At 69.8% G+C, this 23,564-nt stretch carries 16 protein-coding genes and 3 pseudogenes; 10 read left to right on the top strand and 9 right to left on the bottom strand.

Going from position 1 to position 23,564, the window contains the following annotated elements; translation table 11 throughout:
• Positions 1–2: 2 nt before the first annotated feature.
• From ACIBVL_RS25175 to ACIBVL_RS25160, 4 genes are all read right to left on the bottom strand, one after another.
• On the bottom strand, positions 3–1,217 hold the full coding sequence (locus tag ACIBVL_RS25175) for a cytochrome P450 (protein WP_399099985.1): 1,215 nt from the start codon (positions 1,215–1,217) through the stop codon (positions 3–5).
• Positions 1,218–1,298: 81 nt separating this feature from the next.
• On the bottom strand, positions 1,299–2,258 hold the full coding sequence (locus tag ACIBVL_RS25170; RefSeq protein WP_399099983.1) for a PDR/VanB family oxidoreductase: 960 nt from the start codon (positions 2,256–2,258) through the stop codon (positions 1,299–1,301).
• Between the two features lie 102 nt (positions 2,259–2,360).
• Positions 2,361–3,116, bottom strand: a complete 756-nt coding sequence (locus ACIBVL_RS25165; protein WP_399099981.1) for an IclR family transcriptional regulator — start codon at positions 3,114–3,116, stop codon at positions 2,361–2,363.
• 319 nt (positions 3,117–3,435) lie between these two features.
• Entirely contained in the window at positions 3,436–4,083 is a 648-nt protein-coding gene (locus tag ACIBVL_RS25160; protein ID WP_399099979.1) for a TetR/AcrR family transcriptional regulator, read from the bottom strand.
• Positions 4,084–4,255: 172 nt separating this feature from the next.
• Between ACIBVL_RS25160 and ACIBVL_RS25155 the strand changes: the two genes are divergently transcribed.
• The 6 genes and pseudogenes from ACIBVL_RS25155 to ACIBVL_RS25130 all read left to right on the top strand — a co-directional run bounded on the left by ACIBVL_RS25155 (position 4,256) and on the right by ACIBVL_RS25130 (position 13,535).
• Positions 4,256–5,812 (top strand): bifunctional 3-(3-hydroxy-phenyl)propionate/3-hydroxycinnamic acid hydroxylase, encoded by a 1,557-nt coding sequence (locus ACIBVL_RS25155; protein WP_399099977.1) that lies wholly within the window; start codon positions 4,256–4,258, stop codon positions 5,810–5,812.
• A complete protein-coding gene (locus ACIBVL_RS25150; protein ID WP_399099974.1) occupies positions 5,809–6,903 on the top strand; it encodes an alpha/beta hydrolase family protein in 1,095 nt (364 codons plus the stop codon). Before ACIBVL_RS25155 ends, ACIBVL_RS25150 begins: the two co-directional genes overlap by 4 nt.
• 9 nt (positions 6,904–6,912) lie before the next feature.
• A complete protein-coding gene (locus ACIBVL_RS25145) occupies positions 6,913–7,776 on the top strand; it encodes a dioxygenase (protein WP_399099972.1) in 864 nt (287 codons plus the stop codon).
• A 23-nt stretch (positions 7,777–7,799) separates the two neighbouring features.
• Positions 7,800–8,828 carry a maleylacetate reductase gene (locus tag ACIBVL_RS25140; protein WP_399100405.1) on the top strand — a complete coding sequence of 343 codons (1,029 nt, stop codon included), beginning with the start codon at positions 7,800–7,802 and terminating at the stop codon, positions 8,826–8,828.
• 248 nt (positions 8,829–9,076) lie between these two features.
• Positions 9,077–10,224 (top strand): annotated as a pseudogene (locus ACIBVL_RS25135) (acyl-CoA dehydrogenase family protein).
• A 1,256-nt stretch (positions 10,225–11,480) separates the two neighbouring features.
• Entirely contained in the window at positions 11,481–13,535 is a 2,055-nt protein-coding gene (locus tag ACIBVL_RS25130) for an alpha-L-fucosidase (RefSeq protein WP_399099970.1), read from the top strand.
• Between the two features lie 146 nt (positions 13,536–13,681).
• Here ACIBVL_RS25130 and ACIBVL_RS25125 read toward each other — a convergent pair whose 3' ends face one another.
• The gene (locus tag ACIBVL_RS25125; protein ID WP_399099968.1) at positions 13,682–14,095 is read right to left on the bottom strand and encodes a winged helix-turn-helix transcriptional regulator; all 414 of its coding nucleotides are present in this window, start codon (positions 14,093–14,095) and stop codon (positions 13,682–13,684) included.
• 93 nt (positions 14,096–14,188) lie between these two features.
• Here ACIBVL_RS25125 and ACIBVL_RS25120 point away from each other — a divergent pair, with 93 nt between their 5' ends.
• Positions 14,189–14,566: a VOC family protein gene (locus tag ACIBVL_RS25120; protein WP_399099966.1), complete on the top strand. Its 378-nt coding sequence runs from the start codon at positions 14,189–14,191 to the stop codon at positions 14,564–14,566.
• A gap of 239 nt (positions 14,567–14,805) precedes the next feature.
• On the opposite strand, the gene ACIBVL_RS25115 is transcribed toward ACIBVL_RS25120, so the two are convergent.
• A complete protein-coding gene (locus ACIBVL_RS25115; protein WP_399099965.1) occupies positions 14,806–15,846 on the bottom strand; it encodes an SDR family oxidoreductase in 1,041 nt (346 codons plus the stop codon).
• Between the two features lie 163 nt (positions 15,847–16,009).
• Here ACIBVL_RS25115 and ACIBVL_RS25110 point away from each other — a divergent pair, with 163 nt between their 5' ends.
• Positions 16,010–16,834 (top strand): helix-turn-helix domain-containing protein, encoded by an 825-nt coding sequence (locus ACIBVL_RS25110; protein ID WP_399099963.1) that lies wholly within the window; start codon positions 16,010–16,012, stop codon positions 16,832–16,834.
• 757 nt (positions 16,835–17,591) lie between these two features.
• On the opposite strand, the gene ACIBVL_RS25105 is transcribed toward ACIBVL_RS25110, so the two are convergent.
• From ACIBVL_RS25105 to ACIBVL_RS25095, 3 genes and pseudogenes are all read right to left on the bottom strand, one after another.
• On the bottom strand, positions 17,592–17,822 hold the full coding sequence (locus ACIBVL_RS25105) for a hypothetical protein (RefSeq protein WP_399099961.1): 231 nt from the start codon (positions 17,820–17,822) through the stop codon (positions 17,592–17,594).
• Positions 17,823–18,066: 244 nt separating this feature from the next.
• A pseudogene (locus ACIBVL_RS25100) lies at positions 18,067–19,198 on the bottom strand (XdhC family protein).
• A gap of 12 nt (positions 19,199–19,210) precedes the next feature.
• Positions 19,211–19,690, bottom strand: a pseudogene (locus ACIBVL_RS25095) (molybdopterin cofactor-binding domain-containing protein); the annotation flags it as partial.
• 330 nt (positions 19,691–20,020) lie between these two features.
• Here ACIBVL_RS25095 and ACIBVL_RS25090 point away from each other — a divergent pair.
• Positions 20,021–21,781, top strand: coding sequence for a S8 family peptidase (locus ACIBVL_RS25090; RefSeq protein WP_399099959.1), 1,761 nt, complete (start codon positions 20,021–20,023; stop codon positions 21,779–21,781).
• Positions 21,782–22,326: 545 nt separating this feature from the next.
• Positions 22,327–23,532 (top strand): sensor histidine kinase, encoded by a 1,206-nt coding sequence (locus ACIBVL_RS25085; RefSeq protein ID WP_399099957.1) that lies wholly within the window; start codon positions 22,327–22,329, stop codon positions 23,530–23,532.
• The last annotated feature ends 32 nt before the right edge of the window (positions 23,533–23,564 follow it).

Below are 23,564 nucleotides of genomic sequence, written 5' to 3'. Positions count from 1 at the left end.
GTTCAGGCGCTTGGGTGGACGCGCACAGGCAGGGATGCCCAGGCGCGCAGGGTGTTGTTGTGGTGGCGGCGCGGGCCGGCGGTGAGCTCGATCCGGTCGACGCGTCGGGCCAGGGCGGTCAGCAGGGCCTCGGCCTCCAGGCGGGCGACGTGCTGGCCGACGCACTGGTGGATGCCCATGCCGAAGCCGACGTGGCCGGACGGGTCGCGGGCGAGGTCGAAGCGGTCGGGGTCGGTCCATCGGGCGGGGTCGCGGTTGGCGGCGCCGAGGAACATCAGGATCTTCGTGCCTTCGGGGATGACGGTGCCGGCGATCGTCACGTCGGAAGTGGCGGTGCGGAAGAACGTCTGCACCGGTGACTGCCAGCGCACCGCCTCGTCGAAGGCGACCCGCACCGACTCGGGCCGATCCCGAAGCCGTTGCCACTGCTCGGGATGAGTGGCGAACGCGTACAGGCAGGCCGCGAGGCCGTGCACCGTGGTGTCGACCCCGGCGGTGAGCAACGAACGCACGACCAGCGGTGCCTGCGCGTGCGTCAACTCACCGCGGTCGGCGGCGGCCCAGATCCGCGCCCCGAACCCGTCCTCGGTCAGTGCGTCGCGGGCGCATTGGCCGTTCACCCATGCCGACAGCTCGGCCACCCGGTGCGCGTCGGCCTTCACCAGATCGTTGACGGGCCCGAAGGCGTTGAAGGCCATGTTGCCGTACGGCAGGAGATTCTCCCGGCCTTCGGAACCGATGCCCACAGCATCAGGGAAGACCCGCAACGGGAAGGCGTTCGCCAGCCGAGTGAAGGCGTCGAACTCCGTTCCCGTACTGAGGACTTGGTCGACCATCTCCTCCGCCGCCACCTGCCATGCCTCTCGCAGGCGGCGCAGCGCGGGCGGGGCGAGGATCTCCCGCAGCACCCGGCGCGGGGCATCGTGCCGGGGCGGGTCGGCCTCCAGCAGCAGGCTCGGCGGACGCCACGGTTCCTCGTGCCGGAAGTCGGCCAGCCCCACCCCGGCCCCCGACTCGAAGTGCTGCCAGTCCACCAGGGCGGCGTGCACCTCCTCGTAGCGGGCCAGGGCGTGGACGTCGTAGCGGGAGAGGTACACCACGGGTCCCGCGGCCCGCAGGACCTGGTGGAGTTCGTCCGGATCCTCAAGGGCGGACGGCGAGAAGGGGTCGGTGTCGCAGACGGGCACTGCCGCGGCTCGCTCGGCGGGTGCGGACATGGCGGCTCCTGGGCACGGCTCGGATACAGAGATGGGTCACACGTCTCGAAGGTCTCTCAGGTCACATAGGTCTCAGGGGCCTCAGAGGTCGAGGACCAGGCGGTCGCCGCAGGAGCGGGACACGCACAGGAACATGCAGTCGTTCGCGGCCCTCTGGTGATCGGCGAGGATCGAGTCGCGGTGATCGGGACGGCCTTCAAGGACCGGGGTGAGGCAGGTGCCGCACGTGCCCTGCTCGCAGGAGGAGAGCACCTCCGCCCCGGCCCTGCGCACCGCCTCCAGCACCGAGACGTCCGGGGTGACCGTGACCGTGCGTCCAGTGCGCCGCAGGTCGACCTCGAAGGCGGTGTCCCGCACCGGTGCGGCCTGTTCGGCGGCGGTGAACCGCTCGGTGCGCAGCGCGTACGGCGGCCAGAGGGCACAGGCGGCTTCCACGGCGGCGAGGAGCGGGGCGGGACCGCAGCAGTAGACCTTGGTGTCCGAGCGCGGGGTGCCGAGCCAGGTGGCGAGGTCGAGCAGTCCGCACTCGTCCCGCGGGACGATGTGCACCCGCTCGCCATAGGCGGCCGACAGCTCTTCGTGGAAGGCCATGGCCGCCCGGGTCCGTCCGCCGTACAACAACCGCCAGTCGGCGCCGAGCAGTTCGGCCTGGTGGATCATCGGCAGCAGCGGGGTGATACCGATGCCACCTGCGATGAACAGGTACTTCTCCGACGGCACCAGCGGGAAGTGGTTACGCGGCCCACCGACGCCGACCCGATCGCCCGGGCGCAGTGTGTCGTGCACATAGGCGGAGCCGCCGCGGCCCTGCGGCTCGCGCAGAACGGCGATCCGGTACGTGTATGCGTCCCACCGGTTCCCGCACAGCGAGTAGTGCCGGATCGTCCCCTCGGGCAGTACCACTTCGATGTGGGAGCCGGGTGCCCAGTCCGGCAGCCGTGCGCCCGTCGGATGGACGAGGGTCAGCGCGGCCACGCCCTCGGCCACGTCCTCCTTGGCGGAGATCTCCAACGTCACGACCACTTTGTCGCCTCCCGTCATTGGGTACAGGGAGGATGCGCGCGGGTGTCCGGGAGGCGCGACGGCACTCTCATTCAGTGAGAGACCAAGTCGCGGGCGACGAGAGGCGACGTTACGAGGCCCTCAGCCGGGCAGGCCGCGGGCGTCCCTGGCGGCCAGGGCCCGGGAGACTCCGCGCGCGGCGGTCCGCACCACGGGAACGATGGAAGCCGCCCGGGCGTCGTTGGGGACGATCACCGACAGGGCGGCCACCACGTCTCCCCGGCCGTCGCGTACGGGGGCCGCGATGCCGAGAGCTTCCTCGTGGACGTGTCCCGGGCAGTACGCGTACCCCTGCTTCCGGATGTCGGCGAGGGTGGAGCGCAGTGCGGTGGCCGTGGTGATGGTGTGCCGTGTGTATCCGCGCAAGGGGCCGGCGAGTACGTGTTCCTGCAGGCCGACCGGCCCATGTGCGAGCAGCACAAGGCCGCTGGAGGACACGTGCGGCGGCAGCCGGCCCGCGACGCGGGTGTAGTTGATGATCGCCCCCGGCGCCGTGAGCCGTTCCAGGAACAGCACCTCGTCGCCCTCGAGCACACCGATCTGGACGTGGTGCCCCACCACGTCGTGCACGCCCTCCATGAACGGCATCGCCGCGTCCCGCAGCGACAGGGTGGGCGAGGCCCGTGTCCCCAGCTCCCACAGGCGCACGCCGATCCGCACCTGGCGGTCTGCGTCCCGCGCGAGGAAGCCGTGCGACACCAGCTCGGCCACCAGCCGCGAGGCGGTCGCCAGGTGCAGCTCCGTGCGCCGGGAGATCTCGGAGACGGTGAGTGCCGGCTCGTCAGGCGTGAACGCTTCGAGAATCCGCACCGCGCGCGACAGGACGGACTCACCCATGGGTGTCCTCACAGGACCATGATCGTCCCCCAGTCCGCCCGGGTCCACGGGCGTGCACCGGCTTGCACGCTCCGCAGATGCACACAGGTCGAGTCGGAAGCCGGCAGGGCCACGGCCGCATACGTCAACAACTCTCCTTCGAACTGCTCGCGCTATGGCAGATTCCGGGCGGGGGGAGAGGGTGAGTGGGCCTCAGGGGACGGAGCGACGGCGGGAAGAACGTGAACCTTGGCTCACATCGATGCCGAGCGTGAACTCACAATGGGACGTCACGCGTCAAGCCTCATGCGGCAGCTCCGTGCACCCGCGCGTCGAGGGATCAGCGGCCTTCCGGGGTGCCGAGGAGGTAGGAGACGACCGCCGTCTGGAGGTGACTGCGCAGTTCGCTCCAGGGCAGGGGGCGGTCGGACTCCAGGAACTCGCCCTGGGTGACGCGGTGCGCGATCGCGGCGTAGGTCAGACGGAAGGCGAAGTCCAGTGCCGCTGCGGGGTCCGGATGGGCGATCGGCGTGTGCCGCAGCGCCTCGGCGAAGTGGCGATTGCCCTCGACGCTGACGCGGGAGCCTTCGGCTCGTACCGCTTCGTGCCGGGTGCCGAGCAGGAGGAAGACGCGCAGCAGGGCCTCGTGTGCCTGGAAGGCGTCGGTGAGCACGCCGACCGCTTCGGCGATCGCCACCGCCGGATCGCGCAGGATGCGAAGGCGCTCGACGGACATGCGCTCGGTGATCTCCGCCTGGACGTTCTCGGTGAAGGCGTGCTGGATGGCCAGCAGGAGTCCTTCCTTGTCGCCGAACCGGCGGTAGATGCTGCCGACCGCCATGCCGGCCCGATCCGCGACTGCGGCCACGGTGAGCGCGTCAGCGCCGCCCTCTTCGAGCAGGGCGTACCCGGCCTGCAGGATGTCCTGCTGCGAACGGCGGCTGCGTTCCTGGAGGGCGGCGGGTCGCGCGGTGGTGGGCTCGGTCACCTGCACATCTTATCGGCCGGTCTCTTGACTTCCATGTTGGCCGCGTGTGAATCTCCATTCGCATTTGATGTGAATCACAACTCACATACGGGCTTCGGTGCGCATGGCCGCGCCGGCCCCTTCTTCTCGCCTCACCCCTCGCAATGGCGCGGGAGTGGCTCCGGAGGTACTCATGGCTCCGCTCTACGACATCGCCGTCGTCGGCTACGGACCGACCGGCCTGACCGCTGCGTCCCTGCTGGGCCGGCTCGGCCACCGCGTGGTGGTGGTCGAACGCTGGCCTGCCCTGTACGGGCTGCCCCGGCTGACCCACATCGACGACGAGACCGCCCGTACCGTCCAGGCGGCCGGCGATACCGACGAGGCGCTGCGCGACTCGTCGATGTGCCAGTACGTGTGGGTCAACGGCAAGGGCGAGACACTGGTGACCATTCCGGCCCAGCCTGATGGTCCGATGGGCTACCCGGACCACATCTCCATGTATCAGCCGGACGTGGAGAACGCGATCGACAAACGACTGCGCGGCTACGGCACGGTCGACGTCCGTCAGGGCTGGGCGGTCACCGGGCTGGAGCAGGATGACGACGCAGTGACCCTGAGCCTGGGCGGCTGGAACGCTGACGAGGGCCGCGCGGGCGGTGCGCACGATCAGGTCCGCGCACGCTACGTCATCGCCGCGGACGGCAGCCGCAGCGGGGTCCGCGACCTGCTCGGCGTCCAGCGGCAGGACTTCGGCTTCAACGAACACTGGATGAACGTCGACACCGAGTGGCTGCGCCCCCAGCCCCCGGAGTTCGCGTACGGCACGCAGTACTGCGATCCCGCGCGCGGCCACATGACCATCAACATCGGGTCCGCCCGTCAGCGCTTCGAGTTCGCCCTGCTGCCCGGCGAGACCCGCGAGGAGATGACCGCCCCGGAGGCAGCCTGGCGGCTCCTGCGCCAGTACCACGACCTGGGCCCGGAGGACGTGCGCATCATTCGCCGGTTGGTCTACGGCTTTGAGGCCCGTATCGCCACCCGCTGGCGCACCGGCCGGGTGTTCCTGGCCGGTGACGCCGCCCACACCATGCCGCCGTACCTCGGGCAGGGCGCGTGCAGCGGTATGCGCGACGCCAGCAACCTCGCCTGGAAACTGCACCTCGTGCTCGGCGGGCAGGCCCCGGACGCACTGCTGGACACCTATGAGAGCGAGCGTCGCCCCCACGTCACCGCCCTCACCCACGCGGCGATCGGCCTCGGCAAGGTCGCCAACACGCACGACGTCGAGGCCGCGGCGGCCCGGGACGCGGCGTTCTTCGCGGGCAAGGTGCCCCCGCCGCCCCCGTTCCCGCCCCTCGCGAACGGAGTGCTGCGGCGGGGTGCGGGCGTGCCGGTCGGCACCCTCACCCCACAGGGCCGCATCCGGTTGTCCGACGGGCGCACCGGACGTTTCGACGACCTGGCCGGATACGGCTTCGCCCTGGTCGCCGCCGAGGACCCGACCGCCGCCCTCGGTCCGGAGCGGATCGCCCGGCTGGAGCGCCTGGGCTGCGCCGTGGTCGCGCTCGACACCGTCGACGACCTCGACGGACGGCACCGCGAATACCTCCAACGGCTGGGCGCGGTCGCCTACTTGGCCCGTCCCGACTTCGTACTGTTCGGTGCCGCGGCCGACGGCGCCGACCTCGGCGCGCTCGTGGACGACCTCGACGCCGCGCTGTCCGGGACAGTGGGGGCGGCCGTATGACGACCGCGAACCCCGAGGTGTCCCCCCTGGTCGCCGCCCAGCACCGGGCCATGCCTTTCACCCGGCTCACCGACTGCGGCATGGACCCCGCCGACGCCCGCCGTCTGCTCGCCGACACCGCGGCCGGAACGCCGTGGCAGGAGGCCGCGGCGGCCATCGCGGACGAGCAGCTGTCGCGCGCCCGGCGCGCGCGGGAGAACGGCCACCTCGTCACCGCCCGACAGGCGTACCGCTTCGCCTCGGCCGCCCTGATGTTCGCGCAGATGGCGTACCAGAGCGACACCGACGAGAAACGGGAGCTGTACGGCCGGCACACCGCGGCGACCGCCTCGCTCGCACCGGACGTGGAGCGCGTCGAGATCCGTCACCGTGACGGGACGCTCACCGGCTGGCTGTGCCTGCCGGCCACAGGAAGGCCCAGGGCCACTGTGATCGTGTGGGGCGGGCTCAGCGGCTGGGGAGCGGCATACCTGACCACGGCCCGGGCGTACACCGCGCGCGGTCTGGCCTGTCTGCTCGCGGAAGGGCCCGGTCAGGGCGAGTCGCGGCTGCGCCACGGGCTGTACGTCGACGAGCGGGTCACTGAGGGCTTCGCCCGCTTCATCGATCTGGTCGAGGCCGATTCCCGGCTCGGCGGCACGCCAGGCACGATCGGCGTTCAGGGCGTCAGCTTCGGCGGCCTCTTCGCCGCCCACCTCGCCACCACTGATCCGCGCGTCGCCGCGGTGGTCGTCAACGGCGCTCCGGCGGTACCGGTCATCCCCGAGTTCCGCACCGCCCGCGAGCAGATGGCTGCCGTGATCGGCACCGACGACCTGGACCGGGTGGCCGAAGTCATGGACGCACTGCGCTTCGACCCGGACAAGCACCGCGTCACCTGCCCGCTGCTCCTGCTGCACGGCGGCCTCGACCCCCTCGCCCGCTACGAGGACCAGGAGCCCTTCCTGCGCGCCGCCGACCCCACGACGTCCACCCTCCGTGTCTGGCCCGACGGTGAGCACACCCTCTACAACCACGCGGCCGAACGCGACGCGCTCACCGGCGACTGGTTCACCGACCACCTCGCCGGCCGGCGCACCCCGAAAGGTTAGGAACACCAAGTGGACTTCACCGTCGAGACCGCTACCGACGCGGTGGTGGACAGCTTCCGGGAGACCAAGGACCAGCGGCTGCAGCAGGTCATGGAGAGCCTGACGCGCCACCTCCACGACTTCGTCCGGGACATCGAACCCACGCTGGAGGAGTGGGAGGAGGCCATCGACTTCCTCACCGCCGTCGGCCAGAAGTGCGACGACACCCGGCAGGAGTTCGTCCTGCTTTCCGACGTGCTGGGCGTGTCCATGCTCGTCGAGACCATGAACGGCTCGGAGGAGGGAACCGAGAGCACCGTCCTCGGTCCCTTCCACATGACCGAGTCCCCGAGCCGTAAACTCGGCGACTCCATCGACCTGTTGGACGCCGGCCGCACCTGTGTGGTCTCCGGCCGGGTGCTCGCCGCCGACGGCACCCCGATCGCGGAGGCCGAACTCGACGTGTGGCAGTGCAACGAGGACGGCTTCTACGACGTCCAGCAGCCCGACGTCCAGCCGCCGGGCAACGGACGCGGGCTGTTCCGCACGGACGACGAGGGCCGCTTCTGGTTCCGTACCGTCGTCCCTTCCCACTACCCGATCCCCACCGACGGCCCCGTCGGCCGCCTCCTCGAAGCCACCGGCCGCCACCCCTACCGCCCCGCACACATCCACTCCATCGCCCATGCCGAGGGCCACCGCCCGGTCACCACGCACGTGTTCGTCGCCGACAGCCCCTACCTCGACTCCGATGCCGTCTTCGCCGTCAAGAGCGGCCTGATCACCGAGTTCACCGAGTCGGACGACGGGCAGGACGCCCAGCGCTTCGGCGTGAGCGCGCCCTTCGCGCACGCCCGGTTCGACATCGTGCTGCAGTCGGAGGACCCCCAGTGACCTTCACCTACGAGGCCCTGCCCATGCGGGTGGTCTTCGGCGCCGGAAGTCTTCGCCAACTGCGCGAGGAGGCCGACCGGTTGGGGCTACGACGGTTGCTGGTGCTGTCCACCCCCGATCAGCGTGCCCTGGCCGGACAGGCCGCCACGCTACTGGGCAACGCGTGCGCCGGGATGTTCGCCGAGGCCCGGATGCACGTTCCCGTCCAGGTCGCCGAGGCGGCCCGTACGGCCGCGTGCGACGCCGGCGCGGACGGCTGTCTGGCCATCGGGGGCGGATCGACCGTCGGCCTCGGCAAGGCGATCGCCCTGACCACCGGCCTGCCGGTGGTCAGTGTGCCGACGACCTACGCCGGCTCGGAGATGACGACCGTCTGGGGGCTGACCGAGAACGGGCGCAAACGCACCGGCCGTGACCGGGCCGTGCTGCCGCGCAGCGTGGTCTACGACCCCGAACTCACCGTCGGCCTCCCCGTGGACATGTCGATCACCAGCGGATTCAACGCCGTCGCCCACGCCGTGGAAGCCCTCTACGCGCCCGACGCCTCGCCGATCGTGTCCCTGATGGCCGAGGAAGGCGTGCGCTCGCTGGCCGCGGCCCTGCCGGTCATCGCCGCCGACCCCGGGGACATGGGGGCCCGCACCGACGCCCTGCGCGGGGCATGGCTGTGCGGGGCCTGCCTCGGCGCGACCACCATGTCCCTGCACCACAAGCTCTGCCACATCCTCGGCGGCACCTTCGACCTGCCCCACGCCGCCACCCACACCGTCCTGCTCCCCTACGTCACCGCCTTCAACCTCCCCGCGGCGCCGGCCGCCGAACAGGCCCTGCGCCGCGCCCTGGCCACGGACGACGTGCCCAAGCACCTCGCGCGAGCATCCACCGAACTCGGCGCACCACGCTCGCTGGTCGAACTCGGATTGGAGGAAGGCGACTTGGACGAGGTCCTCGCACAGGCTCAGGCCCAGCCCTACGCCAACCCACGCCCGGTCACCGCTCAAGCTCTCCGATCGCTGCTCACGAACGCGTTGAAGGGGACGCTCGCACCATGACCGAATCCTCTCGGCTCGTTCTCTTTCTTCCGGCCTTGAACGACGCCTCGAACTGGGTCGCCCACCCGGGGATTTGCCGGACGTGGGTGCGACCTTCGTCTGATCGTGTGCTCCGCCCGCTGTTGCCCGAGCACCGTCGTGGGCACGCAGCGATGTACGGCGGCCCCGAACCACGGCCGGATCGACATGGGCCGGTCGCTCCCACTCCTGGGCCCAGGGCCCGCCGCACGATCGAGGAGGCATCTTGTATGAAGCGCGATCTCTATGACACCGACCATGAGGATTTCCGGGCCATGGCCCAGGCTTTCGTGGCCAAGGAGGTCACCCCCCATCTCGCCTCATGGGAGGCCGCGGGGGAAGTCGGCCGTTCGCTGTACCGGGCGGCGGGTGCCGCCGGCCTGCTCGGGCTGGGGGGGAGGAGGAGTACGGCGGCAGCGGCGCGGACGACTTCCGCTTCAACGCGGTCCTCAACGAGGAGCTGTGCCGCGCGGGCGCCACCTCGGTCGTCATGAACATCAACGGCTTCACCGACCTGATCGCCCCCTACTTCCGGGAACTCGCCACCCTAGAGCAGAAGGCGCGCTGGATGCCGGGACTCGCCGACGGCAGCCTGGTCGCGGCAATCGCCATGACCGAGCCCGCCGCAGGCAGTGATCTGCGCGGGATACGCACGCGGGCCGAACGGCGGGCGGACGGTTACCTGCTGAACGGTGCCAAGACCTTCATCAGCAACGGCATCCTCGCCGACCTCGTGGTTGTGGCGGCCCGTACCACCGCCGACGACGGGCAGGAGGGGCTCAGCCTCTTCGTCGTGGAGCGGGGCATGCCCGGCTTCGAGCGCGGCCGCAAGCTCCACAAGCTAGGCCTGTCCGCCCAGGACACAGCCGAACTGTCCTTCACCGACGTGCCCGTGCCTGCCGCGAACCTGCTCGGTGAGGAAGGGCGGGGCCTGGAGTACCTGAAGCAAAACCTGCCGCAGGAGCGCATCAGCGTCGCCGTGACCGCGGCCGCCACCATGCGGCGGGTCCTGGATGAGACGATTCGCTACACCCGGGACCGGATCGTCTTCGGGCGCCCGCTGTCCGAGCTGCAGGCGACCCGGTTCACCCTGGCCGAACTGGCGACCGAGACGGAGATCGCCCAGACCTTCACGGACCGCTGTGTGGGCGAACTGGTGACCGGCCGCCTGACGGCCACCGAGGCGGCGATGGCCAAGTGGTGGGTGACGGAGCGCCAGCAGCAGCTCGTCTCCCGGTGCCTTCAACTGCACGGCGGCTACGGCTACATGACGGAGTACCAGATTGCCAAGGACTTCGTCGACACTCGTGCCAGCACGCTGTTCGCCGGCACCACCGAGATCATGAAGGAGATCATCGGCAAGTCACTGGTGCGTTGACGACACTGTGCCGCGCTGGCACCTCCCGAGTCCTTCGCGGTACGGCACACGATCCATTATCGGGACGTGTACCCGCAGCCGGTAGCCTCCCGGGCCCGATGCCGCCGGTGAGGGCAGTTCCTCCTCCATGAGCGGGCCGGCCAGTTGAGATCCGCAATCAGCCGAACGGCCTCTGCCCCACCCCGCGCATGACGCGAAGGGCCCCACTGTGACGGAGTGAGAGGGCAACGGAAACACCGCCCAGCGTCGGTTCTTCCAGCTCCGCACTTCGGCGGTAACCCGATCAGGTTTCTGGCCAGCGCAGCTTGTGGCGCCGCAGCACCTCGGGGGCGTCGGTCTGCTCGGGGTGAGGGTGGTCAGCAACGCGTATCAGCCGTCGACGGCCGCTTCAGCCCGGTGCACCTCCTGGTCGAAGTGCCAGGTGGTACGTTCCGTCCTCGGTCAGCGCGGTATTTGGGCGCTGTTGACCGCGCGGGCGACCTGCGGTGCTCTTCCTGACGCGACGGAAACGCCAGTCCTCACCCACTGCACGCCGAGGCAAAAGACCCCGATGTGATCGACCCGATCCCCGCCAGGAACCCCGAACCCGACACACCCCACTGGCGGCTGCCCGGCCAAGTCCGGCTACGTGACGGCCCTCGCCCTCTCCCCGGATCGGCGGGCCAGGCCCCGGTAGAACACACCGCCGGAAGACAGAGCCTCTCATATGGTGACCGCCCCGGCCGGAGCCGAGGCAGACCGGCAGCACGGCAGTTCCCACGCAACTACGCTCCCGCGCGTGAATGGCAGACGGCCCGGCATAGTGCCTGATCCGAGCGTCGCTGCCCAAGGTGCTGTCCTGCGGACACTCCGGTCGGCGCATGAGGAACTCGCGGGAGATGAGCTGCTGGGCCTTGCCGACGGTCTTCTGCACCTGCTCCCACGCCCCCTGGCCCAGTTGCCTATGTCCGACATATGCGGGGGCTTGATGCGGATCTCCACACCTACGCTCGTCGTCGGGGGCGCCTTCTCCAGAGATCCGATGTATAGCGGGGGTTCGCGAGACCCTCGGGATCCTTCAGCTTCGAATGCCTCCACTAACACCCCTTTTGATCAGAGATTCTGAGCGAATCTCGTATCAGCTATAGACGCGGACACCTTCATGCTCCTATAAATCCATCCGATGTCTACTTCAAGGCGACGCGGAACATGGTCGCCATCCCAACTGTTCCGCCCCTGACGCCCTGTCATCCCCCCTGACCGCATGGAGTCGCGCCATGTCCTCTGCCTCCCTCAGCAGACGCTCTCTGATGAAGGCCGCCGTCCTTGCCGGAGGAGTGACGGCCTTCGGGCTGCCACAGGCCGTCTGGCCCTCCACCGCCGAGGCGTACACCGTCCCCTCGAAGATGGACTGGTGGTACCAGGCCCGGTTCGGGATGTTCATCCACTTCGGGTCCTACTCGCACCTCGGCCAGGGCGAATGGGCATTCGACAGTCAGAACTGGAGCAAGGCGGACTACCAGAACCAGGTCACCGAGCCCTTCAACCCGACAGCGTTCAACGCCGCCACCATCGCGGAACTGGCCGAGAACGCCGGCATGAAGTACCTCGTGATCACCGCCAAGCACCACGAGGGCTACGCCATGTGGAACTCCGACGTGGCGAGCTTCACCGACACCACGGGTACCCAGCTGTACAACCTGCACGACTACAACGGCGTCCAGAACGACCTGCTCATGGACCTCAAGACGGAGTGCGAGAGCAGGGGCATCAAGTTCTGCCTCTACTACTCGATCCTCGACTGGAACCACCCGTCCCAGACCGACCGTCACGAGGGCGGTCTGACCACGATGTCCTCGCAGGCCGCCCGCACCGCCTACATCGCCGACATGAAGGCGCAGCTTCAGGAACTGCTGGACCGCTACGACCCGGCGCTGCTGTGGTTCGACGGCGACTGGTTCGGCGAGCCTTCCAGCCCCACCCTGGAGGACTGGTGGCTGACATCGGACGGCGTCGACCTCTACAACTGGCTGATCGCCCGCAAGCCCGGCCTCATCGTCAACGAACGGGTCAAGCGGGACCACGGTCTCGGCGACTACGCGGTCGCGGAGAACGGGATACCCAGCACGCCGATGAGCCGACCGTGGGAGCGGTGCGCCACCATGAACGGCGCCTGGGGTTACGACGCGTCGAGGGAGAACTCCTACAGATCAGTCACGGACATCGTTCGAGAGCTCGTGACCGTCGTCTCCCGGGACGGCAACCTCCTGTTGAACATCGGCCCCAAGGGCGACGGCTCGGTCACGACCGGTTCCCAGACCATCCTCAACGGCCTGGCCTCATGGATGTCGACGTACAGCGACAGCATCTACGGCACCAGCGGCAGCCCGTTCGCCACCGAACCCGCATGGGGGAAGGTCACCAAGAAGACCGGCAAGCTCTTCGCCCACGTCTTCACCTGGCCCACGAACGGCCGACTCCAGATCCCGGCGATCGACAACACCATCAGCCGCGTCTATCTCATGAACAACCCCTCGGTCTCGCTCCCGTACACCGTCACCGACCAGATCAACGTCACCGTGCCGGCCACCGCACCGGACGCCAGGGACTCCGTTGTGTGCGTCGAGGTCCAGGGCATGCCCGTGAGGGTCTCGGCGACGGTATTTCAGAACGTCAACTACGAAGGTGCCCGGGCCGTCCTGCCGCTGGGTGGCTACACCTCCTCACAGCTGTCCGCCGCAGGCCTGGGACCTGCCATGGCCTCCTCCCTCCTGGTGCCCGACGGCTACCAGGTGACGGGCTACTCCGGCGACAACTTCACCGGCACCGCCTGGACGTTCACCTCGAACACCCCCGACCTCCGGGTGACCGGCAACAACGACGTCATCGCCTCGCTGAAGGTGACGTTCAGGCCCGACAAATACTTCAGCCTGTCCAATGTCACGAACCACCTGGTGCTGGACAGCGGCGGCAATGTTGCGAGCGGCTCCCCCCTGAAGCAGTGGGAGTCGATAAGCAACGCCAATCTCCAGTGGCAGGCCGTCGAACTCGGGAACGGCTACTACAGGCTCGTCAACCGCACCAACGGCATGGTCGCCGACGGCTGGGGTGCCACCGGCAACGGCGACCCGGCCCGGCAGAAGGCCTGGGACGGTGGCAACACCCAGCAATGGCAGATCGTCCACCGCGGCCAAGGCCAGTACTCCATCGCCAACCGCAGCACGGGACTGGTCCTCGACGGCGGCGGCATGGTCGCCTCAGGGTCCGTGACCAAGCAATGGACGTGGCAGCAGAGCACCAACCTGCTGTGGACGATCAGGCCGGTGGGCTGACCGACGTCACCCCGGTGGCACGCCTGAAATCCTCGTGGCGCGTGCTTAGCCTCGATCCACCGGCTGATGGTCGGTCCAGTAGCCAGACATGACAGCGCGGATGCCGTCTGAGCTGGGACGATTGAACTTCCTACGGCTCCATATCTCTAGATCGGGAGAGCATCCGCGAGATGCAATCCTCCGATGCTGTTTCGGCGGCCTCCGCCGTGTTCGATGGGCTGAACCTGGTGGCGGACGCCGGCCTGGTTGCGGTGGTCCGTCTGGCGGAGCGGGCCCGGCCGCCGGCGCTGGCCCGCGAGTCGATGCGGCACGGTCGGGTAGACGGTGCGCTCGACGAGCCCATCACGTTCGAGGCCGCGCAGCGTCTGCGTGAGCATCTTGTGGCTGACGCCCTCCACCTCCACGCGAAGTTGCGTGAAGCGCAGGGTGCGCTCGCCGAGGGTGCTGACCACAAGCAACGTCCACTTGTTCGCGATGCCGGAGAAGATCTCACGCGCGAGGGAGTGGGCGCGTGTCACATCGGCGTCCCCCGAAACGCGCCCGACCTCTTCGGTAACCACCAGGTGCCCTTCTCTCGGAAAAGTGCGCTCTTCCCCCTGACCTCTTCACTCTCCTACGGTTCCCAGGCCTTCCCAAGTTACCGAGGACACGCCATGACCATTCTCAAGACGTACGCACGCCTGTGGACCGACGAGTTGGACAAGTCGCTGGCATTGCTGCGTGAACTGACCGGCGCAGAGCCCGATCTCCGCTTCGCCTTCGACTCCGTCGAACTCGCAGCGATCGGTGACTTCCTCGTCATCGCAGGGCCGCCTGCGGAGCGTGCCCGCTATTCCCACGCCAGCGCCACCGTGATCGTCGACGACCTCGATACCCTGATCAAGACGCTCGCGACCGCCGACGCCGAGATCACCACACCGGAAAGCGCCAGCGCCACCGGTCGGTTCCTGTACGCGCGCCATCACGGTGGCGCAGAGGTCGAGTACGTGGAATGGGTCCCGGAGTTGGTGGAGCGCATCGTGCGGGCGTAGCCAGTACGTCCGCGCCCCCGACGAGCCCGGGGCACGGACTCTCCGTCATGTCGGCGGCGTGTACGCCAACTCCTGCCGCAGCAGCCGCTCCACCGCTCCCGTCTCACCGGTCGCCACGGTGTAGGCACAAGCCCTGGCTGTCGTGGGTGTTCGCGGCGTCTCCGTCGTAGCGGCCCCCGCGCGCAGTACGCTGCCGAACTCAGCCGCCGCCCTACTTGAGAGGTTCCGTCGCACGACTGTCAGCTCTTGATGAGGTTCTTGGCGAGCATGCTGCGGGCGGAGGAGACGATGGCTTCTTCGGGTGACCGAGGCTGCCAGCCCAATAGACGACGTGCCCGGTCGTCCGACACCTTCTTGACGTAGTTGAGGTCCGCCGCGACCGGCCGGAACTCCGCAGAGAAGACAGCAGCCAGCCGGACCACCGTGTCGGGGATGGTGCGGGTCGGCACCCGGTGGGCGGCGTCGCCGAGATGCGATCGCAGAATCGATCCGATCTGGTGCATGGACAGCGCCGGTCCACCGGCGAGCAGGATCCGCAGACCGGCGACAGCAGGGCTGGTCATGGCTGCGACGTGGGCTTCGGCCACGTCACGGACGTCGACGATGGGGACCCACATGTTCGGATAGCCCGGCATGTCGCCGTTGAGGCTGCGCTGCACGATGTGGCCGGCGCCCGAGATCTGCCTGCCCAGCACGGGGCCCATGACCGCGACCGGCAGCATGGTCACGAGCTCCATGGTGCCGCCCTGCGCGGCCGCGAAGTCCCAGGCGTCGCGCTCGGCCAGAATCTTGCTCTTGCCGTAGGCGTCCACGCCCGGTCCGTCGAGCACCGACCAGTCGTCTTCGGTGAACGTGCGGTCGGTGTGCTTGTGTCCGAAACCGACCGCGTGGAACGCCGAAGTAATCACCACCCGCTTGACGCCCGCGTCGCGTGCTGCGCGCAGCACGCGCAGGGTGCCCTCGCGGGCCGGGCCGATGACGTCCTGCTCGTTCTTGACCTTCCCGGTGTGCACGGGCGAGGCCACGTGCAGGACGAAATCGCATCCGCTCATGGCCTCGGCCCATCCGGCATCGCTTGTCAGGTCGGCGGCGACGAAGCTGAGACGCTCGCCGCGGGTCGTCCCGGCGTCGGTGAGGGCCGCACGCACAGCAGATTCACGCTCCAGGGAGCGGACGGTGGTGCGCACGAGGTATCCCTGGCCGAGCAGCTGGAGGATGCAGTGCCCGGCAATGAAGCCGGACCCGCCGGTGACGAGGACACGCTGTTCGTGGGTCGGCATTGCGCCTGCCCTCACTTCCAAGGGTTTGTGGCCTGCCTGGCGGCAGCCGGTAGATCGTGGTGCTTTGATCTTTGTGCCGGCCGGCGTGCCGAGCCAGTTCCCTGTGTATCCAGGGGAGTGGCAGGACCCCTCACGCGAGCTGGAGGCGGCATAGCGTGCAGGTATGAGTGAACAGCCGAACCTGCTGGGAGAATTTCTGCGAGCTCGGCGCGAGCTCGTCACTCCGGAGGAAGCAGGCATCCCCGTCGTGGGCGTGCGCCGGGTACCGGGGCTGCGGCGTGAGGAAGTGGCCATGCTGGCCGGCATCAGCGCCGACTACTACCTGCGCCTGGAACGCGGCCGGGACCGGCGCCCGTCCCTGCAGGTCCTTGAGTCCCTCGCCGGTGTCCTGCGCCTTGATGACGACACCAGGTCCTATCTGTTCAGCCTGGCAGCCGACCGTCCTCGCCGAGCCCGGCGCCGGCGACGGGAATCGGTTCCTCCCAGCACAGCGCGCTTTCTGTCACTGCTGCCCGTTCCCGCCTTCGTCGAGGGATGCTACCTCGACGTCCTCGCCGCCAATCCGCTCGCCACCGCCCTCTCCCCACGCCTGGTGACGGGCGGCAACCGGCTGCGGGATGTGTTCCTCGACCCCGGCGAACAGAGTCTGTTCTCCGACTGGGAGGGGGCCGCAGCAGCGCTGCTGGCCGGCTTCCGCGAGGCAGTCGGAACGCACACGGACGACCCGCGCTGCATCGAACTCGTCGGGGAACTCTCCCTCGCCAGCCCGCTCTTCCAAAAGCTCTGGGCCCGGCACGACGTGCGCCCCCGTGGCAGCGCGACCGTCTGCTTCCAGCATCCGCAGGTCGGGGACATCACCCTCAGCCGGGAGAAACTTCACATCACCGGAACCGACGGCATGATGCTCGTCGCCTTCCACCCCGCCCCCGACACTACCGACGAGGACAAGCTGGTCCTGCTCCGGTCGATGACCGAGCATCTGGCCTGAGCCCGTCACACCCCACCCACACCACCTCGCGAGCACACAGATGCGAAGGATCGCGCCAGGAGCGCTGTACCGGCGCAGGTTCATGCGTTCTCCACGGTGGATCGGGCAGCCTGCCAACCGCGGCCCGGGGACCGGCGACCGTGCAGGGTCGCCGGGGCGAGGCGGAGGCGCGTGTCGGTGTCGGCAGTGCCAGATAGATCGCCCAGGGGCCGCGCAACTGAGCACCCTTCTGTCTGGACATCTCCGATCGGTGCCTGGGCCGGCGTCGTGGCGGTGATGGTGCAGGAGACACACTCCGCAGATTCAGATAACCGAGTTCACCAGTACTGCGGATGGCCCTCGATCACTGGACCGGCGGCGGGAACACGGCTGCCGGGTCGATCGAGGCCATGACGCTCGGCAGTCGAAGGCCCGCGGTTCGCCGATCACTACACCGACGCCTTTCACGCGGTGATCGAGGCGAAGCGGGAAGACCGCCAGCTGCCGGAGGTACCGGAGCTGACGGCCCGGCCGGGCCTGGTGGATCTGATGGCAGCGCTGCAGTAGTCGGTCGACAAGGCCAGTGCAGCGCGGGGAGACGGGCGACGCGCAGGCGCGAGTCAGCCGCGCCCGCGGGGAAGGCCGCGGTCCGGAAATCGGCGAGGAAGGCACCCGCCCAGACGGCGTCCTCGAGGAACGCCCGGCGTGCGGGTGGTCGGTGAGGTGCGCCAGCACGCTGACCTGCCATGGTCGGGGGGCACGGGGCGACCACGTGGGCTCAGCGGCGGCGGAGTTCCTCAGCCCGGTTCCGCAGCGATCCCTCGAGGACCAGGTTGTCTCCGCGGGCCACGGTCTGGAGCAGCTGGGCGCACACGGTCGCTTCGGCGGCGAGGCCGGCCGAACTGCCCAGCACGGGGAAGGCGACGCGAACCCGCGCGGCAGTGTCCCGCTGGAGCAGCGAGTAGGCGTAGAGAGTGGCGGCGTCGAACCCCCCGGGGCCATGCCCCATCCTTCCCAGTCCAGCAGGCGCAGCCGTTCGGTGAGGCTCTCGCAGTGCACATCCGCATGGGCTGTGTGAGGGCCTCGGCGCATCTGCTCCCCGCGTGTGCGCGGCTATGGCCGAGCCGTAGCGGCCCGGCGTGACAACGGGGCCAGGAGGGCACGGCCCCGGTTCACCCGGGCCTCTCAACGCGCCCGCCGGCAAGCGGCGTTGGCCACTGACACGTCGGGTCTGTCAGTGCTGCCTGCCAAGATCACGGTATGGGTCGATCAGGCTGGGAGGTCGGGGACGTGCCCGTCCCGCCCCGCCGGGTGGCGACGATCTCCGCCGCGATGGACAGGGCGGTCTCCTCGCGTGTGCGGGCACCGAGATCGAGGCCGATCGGCGCCCGCAGCCGGGCCAACTGCCCTTCTCTCAGGCCCACTTCGCGCAACCGTCGCTCCCGGTCGGCGTGCGTACGCCGTGAGCCCAACGCGCCGACGTAGGCGGCCGGCATCCGCAGGGCCGCTTCCAGCAGGGGCACGTCGAACTTGGCGTCGTGGGTGAGCACGCACAGCACCGTGCGCTCGTCGGTCGCGGTGCCTCGCAGATAGCGGTGCGGCCGGTCGACGACGACGTCGTCGGCTTCAGGGAAGCGGGTTCTGGTGGCGAAGACGGGGCGGGCGTCGCATACGGTCACGTGATAGCCGAGGAACCTGCCCATCCGTACGAGTGCCGCGGCGAAGTCGATCGTCCCGAAGACGATCATGCGGGGCGGCGGCACACTCGACTCGACGAGCAAGGTCAGTCCGCCGGGGCAGCGCGAGCCGTCCGCCGACAGTTCGACCGTGCCGGTTGCGGCCGGCGTCCGGCAGGGCGCGGGCTTCTCCGGCCGCCGTACGGTCCAGCTCCGCCTGCCCGCCGAGACCGCCTTCGTACGAGCCTGCCCCGGACTCCGCCCGGGGAGACCCCTGCCGCGCTTCGCCCGACCGCACGAGCAGTGCCGTGCCGTGCCGAGGAGTTCGGCGGGGCCGCGTACGACGCGGGCGAGGGCTGCCGGCTCGTCCCGGGCGGCGGCCGACAGGGCCGACCGGAGCGCCGGCCGCGCGGGCGCGTCCCCGCCGACCGGGGTGACCATGATGTCGATGATCCCGCCGCAGGTCAGCCCGACCGCGAAGGCGTCCTCGTCGCTGTAGCCGAACCGTTCGACGACCGTCTCGCGTCCTGCAGCGCCTGGACGCAGAGGTCGTACACCGGCCCCTCCACGCAGCCGCCGGAGACCGAGCCGATGACCGTGCCCTCGCTGTCGACGGCGAGGGCGGCGCCGGGTCCGCGCGGGGGCTGCCGGCGACGGACACGACGGTGGCGACGGCGAACGCGCGGCCCTCCTCCGTCCAGCGGTGCAGTTCCTCGGGAGGTCAAGCATGGACGCCTGCCATCAGGACCCGGTCGGGGCGGATTGGCAGGTCCCGGTGGCGTACGCCGGTCGCGTGCCAGACCGCGTTGGCGACGGCCGCCGCCGCGCCCACGATGCCGACCTCGCCGATGCCCTTGATGCCCACCGGGTCCTCGGGGTCCGGGTCGTCGACCCAGTCCGCCTCGATGGCCTGGACGTCGGCGTGGGCGGCGACGTCGTAGCCGGCGAGGTCGGCGCCGTAGTGGCTGCCCAGGGCCCGGTCGCGGACCGCCTCCTCGTGCAGGGCCATGGAGATGCCCCAGGTCATGCCGGCGACGAACTGGTTGCGGGCGGTGAGCGGGTTGACGATCCGGCCGGCCGCGAAGATGCCGAGCATGCGGCGCACGCGGACTTCACCGGTGGCCGGGTCCACGGCGACCTCGGCGAACTGGGCGCCGAAGGAGTGCCGTTCCTTCGGGGCGAGGGCGCCGATGGCCTCGGTGCTGTTCGCTGGTGCCGGTCGCCGCGCGGGTCCGGCGCTCTCGTGCGGGCAGCACGGCCGGCATCAGGCCGGCGGCGTACGCCAGGGCGCGGTCGACGTCGCCGAGCTCCCGGCGGGATCCCGACCCCACGATGCCCGGAGTACGTCTCTTTTCAGCCATGCCTCTATAACGTCCCTGCGCGGAAAGGTACTTCCGCACTCGAGCATGCACCTGACATCTTGCATCCACCACTCGTTTCGTACGGCCCGGCCGCTGCCCTCAGCACGGCCGGGCCGTCTCCGGAGGACGCATTGATACCCCACATATCCAGCCGACCAAGACGCACGCTGGTGCTGGCGGCCACGCTCGGCGCCGCCCTCGCGTTCGGCGCCCCGGGCGCCCTCGCGGGCACGCTCCCCGTCGTCCCCTCCACCGCGCCGGCCGCCAAGGCCCACGCTCCGGCCGCCCTGCCGGCTTCCCAGAGTGCGACCTGGGTGGCCGGCACGCGTGCCTACCTCGTGATCACCGCCCCCGGTGACAGTTCGGCGGTCCGCTCCGCGATCGCGTCAAACGGCGGCACCGTCTTCTCGAACTTCGACGCCATCGGCGTGATCGTCGCGCACTCGGCGTCCAGCGGATTCGCCGCCACCATGCGCGGCGTCGCCGGCGTGCAGCAGGTCGGCGCCACGCGTACCTCGGACGTCCCGGCCGACGCCTACAACCCGGCTCTCCCGGCCAATCCGGCCCAGGCCTCGACCCCGGCCGGAGAACCGGTCCGGGCCGACATGAGCCAGATCAAGGCCGACCAGGCCTGGGCCGTGAACCCGGGCTCCGCGTCCGTTACGGTCGGCATCCTGGACACCGGTGTGGACGACCAGCACCAGGACCTGGCGCCCAACTTCAACGCGGCCGACTCGGTCTCCTGCGCCTACGGCAAGCCCGATACCCGTGCCGGCGCCTGGCGGGACGTCGACACGCACGGCACCCACGTAGCGGGCACCATCGCCGCGGCCAAGAACGGCAAGGGCGTCGTCGGCGTGGCCCCCGGGGTGAAGATCTCCGCAGTCCGGGTCGCGGAGCCGGGCAACTCCTTCTTCTTCGCCGAGAACACCATCTGCGGCTTCGTCTGGGCCGGTGACCACGGCTTCAAGGTCACCAACAACAGCTATTACACGGACCCGTGGCAGTTCAACTGCCCGGACAACATCGACCAGGCCGCCATCATCGAGGGCGTCAAGCGCGCCCAGGAGTACGCCGAGGGCAAGGGCTCCCTCCAGATCGCCGCCGCGGGCAACGAGAACTACGACCTCGCCCACAAGACGACCGACTCCGCGAGCCCGAACGACTCGACGCCGGTCACCCGCACCATCACCAACGCCTGCCTCGACATCCCGACCGAGCTGCCGGGCGTGGTCACGGTCGCGGCCAACGGCACGGGCGTCAGCAAGGCCTCGTTCTCCAACTACGGGCAGGGCGTCATCGACGTCGCGGCACCGGGCAGCAACGTGTACTCCACCGTCCCCGGCGGCGGCTACGGCAGCAAGAGCGGCACCTCGATGGCCACCCCGCACGTGGCCGGCGTGGCGGCACTCATCGCCAGCGCCAACCCGGGCATCACCCCGGCGCAGCTCCGCGCCGACCTGGCCGCCCAGGCCAACGACATCGCCTGCCCCTCGGACAGCCGCTGCACGGGCACGACGGCCAACAACTCGTTCTTCGGCGAAGGACAGGTCGACGCCCTCAAGGCCGTCGGGACCACCCCGCCGCCCGGCAAGTACTTCGAGAACCTCTCGGACTTCGCCATCAACGACAACGCGACCGTGGAGAGCCCGATCGCCGTAACCGGTGTGACCGGCAACGCCCCGGCCACCCTCAAGGTGGGTGTGGACATCAAGCACACCTACATCGGTGACCTGAAGGTCGACCTGGTGGCGCCGGACGGCACCGTCTACACGCTGCACAACCACGCCGGCGGCAGCTCCGACAACATCGCCCAGACCTATACCGTCAACGCCTCCTCGGAGGTCGCGAACGGCACCTGGAAGCTGCGTGTCAACGACAACGCCGCCTCCGACACAGGCAAGATCGACGCCTGGAACCTGACCTTCTAGCGCAGGGCCCGGCAACGCCCGCGTACAGCACACACAGCGCCGGCGACGGCTCCCCGCCCGCGGCCGCGGACAAGGCGGGCTGCCGTCTGTTCGGCCAGGACCGCGAACTGCTGGGCCGCAGAGGGCACATGTGCCTCGGCGGCGGTATGCACCGCGGTCGGGGCCACCATGCCGGAGGCGTCCAGGAAAGCCGCGGACGGCCTGGAGCCGGTGTCCAGCTCACCGTGCGCCTCCCTGAGGAACTGCAGGGCCGTGTCCGCGCTGACCGTACGGGCAGCGGGGCCGCGGCTGCGCGCCGCGGCCCCGAGGAGTGCCGGCCGGCTCGAGCGGCCGGCCGCCGTCCCGGCCCGGACCGCTCCTCAGCCGTCGGCCGAGTCCGCGAGGTCGAAGTGGTGCGCCGTCGTCTCCCCGTCGCGCCGTACGTTCCTCGCGGGGGGCAGTTCGGCCATCCTGCGGCTCTCGCCGTCGACGGTGAGCCGGGCCTCCTCGAACGGCTGCGGCTCGCGGCCAGAGACAGTATGCCGCCGCAGGGTAACCTGACGGCCATGTTGCGCCGCCTCCTGGCTCTGCCGTGGATACACACAGCGTACGACGTCGCGCTCGCGGTGCTGGTGGTCTACACGATCTCCGAATACGACTCGGTGTTCGACGAGTTCATCGCCTGGACGATGGCCCTGGTGCTGCTGTTGCGCCGGCACCGGCCGACGATGGTGATGGTGCTGGTCTCGGGGCTCGCACTGGTCCAGTGCGTGCTGGGGTCCGCCCCGCTCGCGTCCGGCGTGGCGCTGCTCATCGCGATGGTTTCGGTGGTCACCCATGCCCGGCCGATGCGGCATGCCTACGTGGCGGGCGCGGTCGTACTGCTGGGCGTCGTGGCGGCCTTCGGCGGGTTCCTGCCCTTCGGCGGACGGTCGAGCGAGAGCCTCGGAGACATCGTCGCCATCGGTGGCGTCTGTGCCGCCCTGTGGCTGACCGCCATGGTGCTGCGGACGCGCCGGCTGTACGTGGCAAGCCTGGAAGAGAGGGCCGCCACAGCCGAACGGGAGCGCGAGCACCTGGTGCGGCTCGCGGCGGCCGAGGAGCGCGCGGAGATCGCCAGGGAACTGCACGACGTGGTGGCCCACAGTCTGGCGGTGATGATCCTTCAGGCCGACGGCGCCGGTTACGCCCTCAAGTCGGACCCCGACAAGGCCGACACCGCGCTGCGGGCGATCGCCGACACCGGCCGCGACGCGCTGGAGGACATGCACCGGATCGTACGGGTGCTGCGCGGCGGCCGGACCTCCGGCCAGGGCGAGGCTCCGGACGCGGACACCGGTCGCCGCCGGGTTTCGCTGGACGAACTGGAGACGGTGGCCGAGCGCGCCCGGACAGCCGGGCTGAAGGTGGACCTGGCCGTCGAGGGGGAACGGGGCGGGCTGTCGACGGCGGACGAGCTGACCGTGCTGCGGATCGTCCAGGAGAGTTTGACCAACGTGCTGCGGCATGCTGGTCCCGGCGCGGAGGTGACGATCACGCTGCGGTTCGACAAGGACGTCGTCCTGATCCGCGTGGTCGATGACGGAGCCGGCAAACTGGCCGGTCCCAACGCCGCGGCGGACAGGGGCAGCGGCGGGAACGGGCTGGTGGGCATGCGCGAGCGTGTGGAGGTCTCCGGCGGCAGTTTCACCGCCGGGCCGCGCCTGGGCGCGGGATGGCAGGTCGACGCGGAGCTTCCGGTGAAGGAGCTTCCGGTGAGGACGACGGGGTGACGGGTGACGGACCGGATGAATGACGGGATGAA

Source organism: Streptomyces sp. NPDC049687 (genome assembly GCF_044465285.1).
GTDB lineage: Bacteria > Actinomycetota > Actinomycetes > Streptomycetales > Streptomycetaceae > Streptomyces.
The sequence above is the reverse complement of the archived record's forward strand: the minus strand, read 5'-3'. Positions and strand labels throughout refer to the sequence as shown.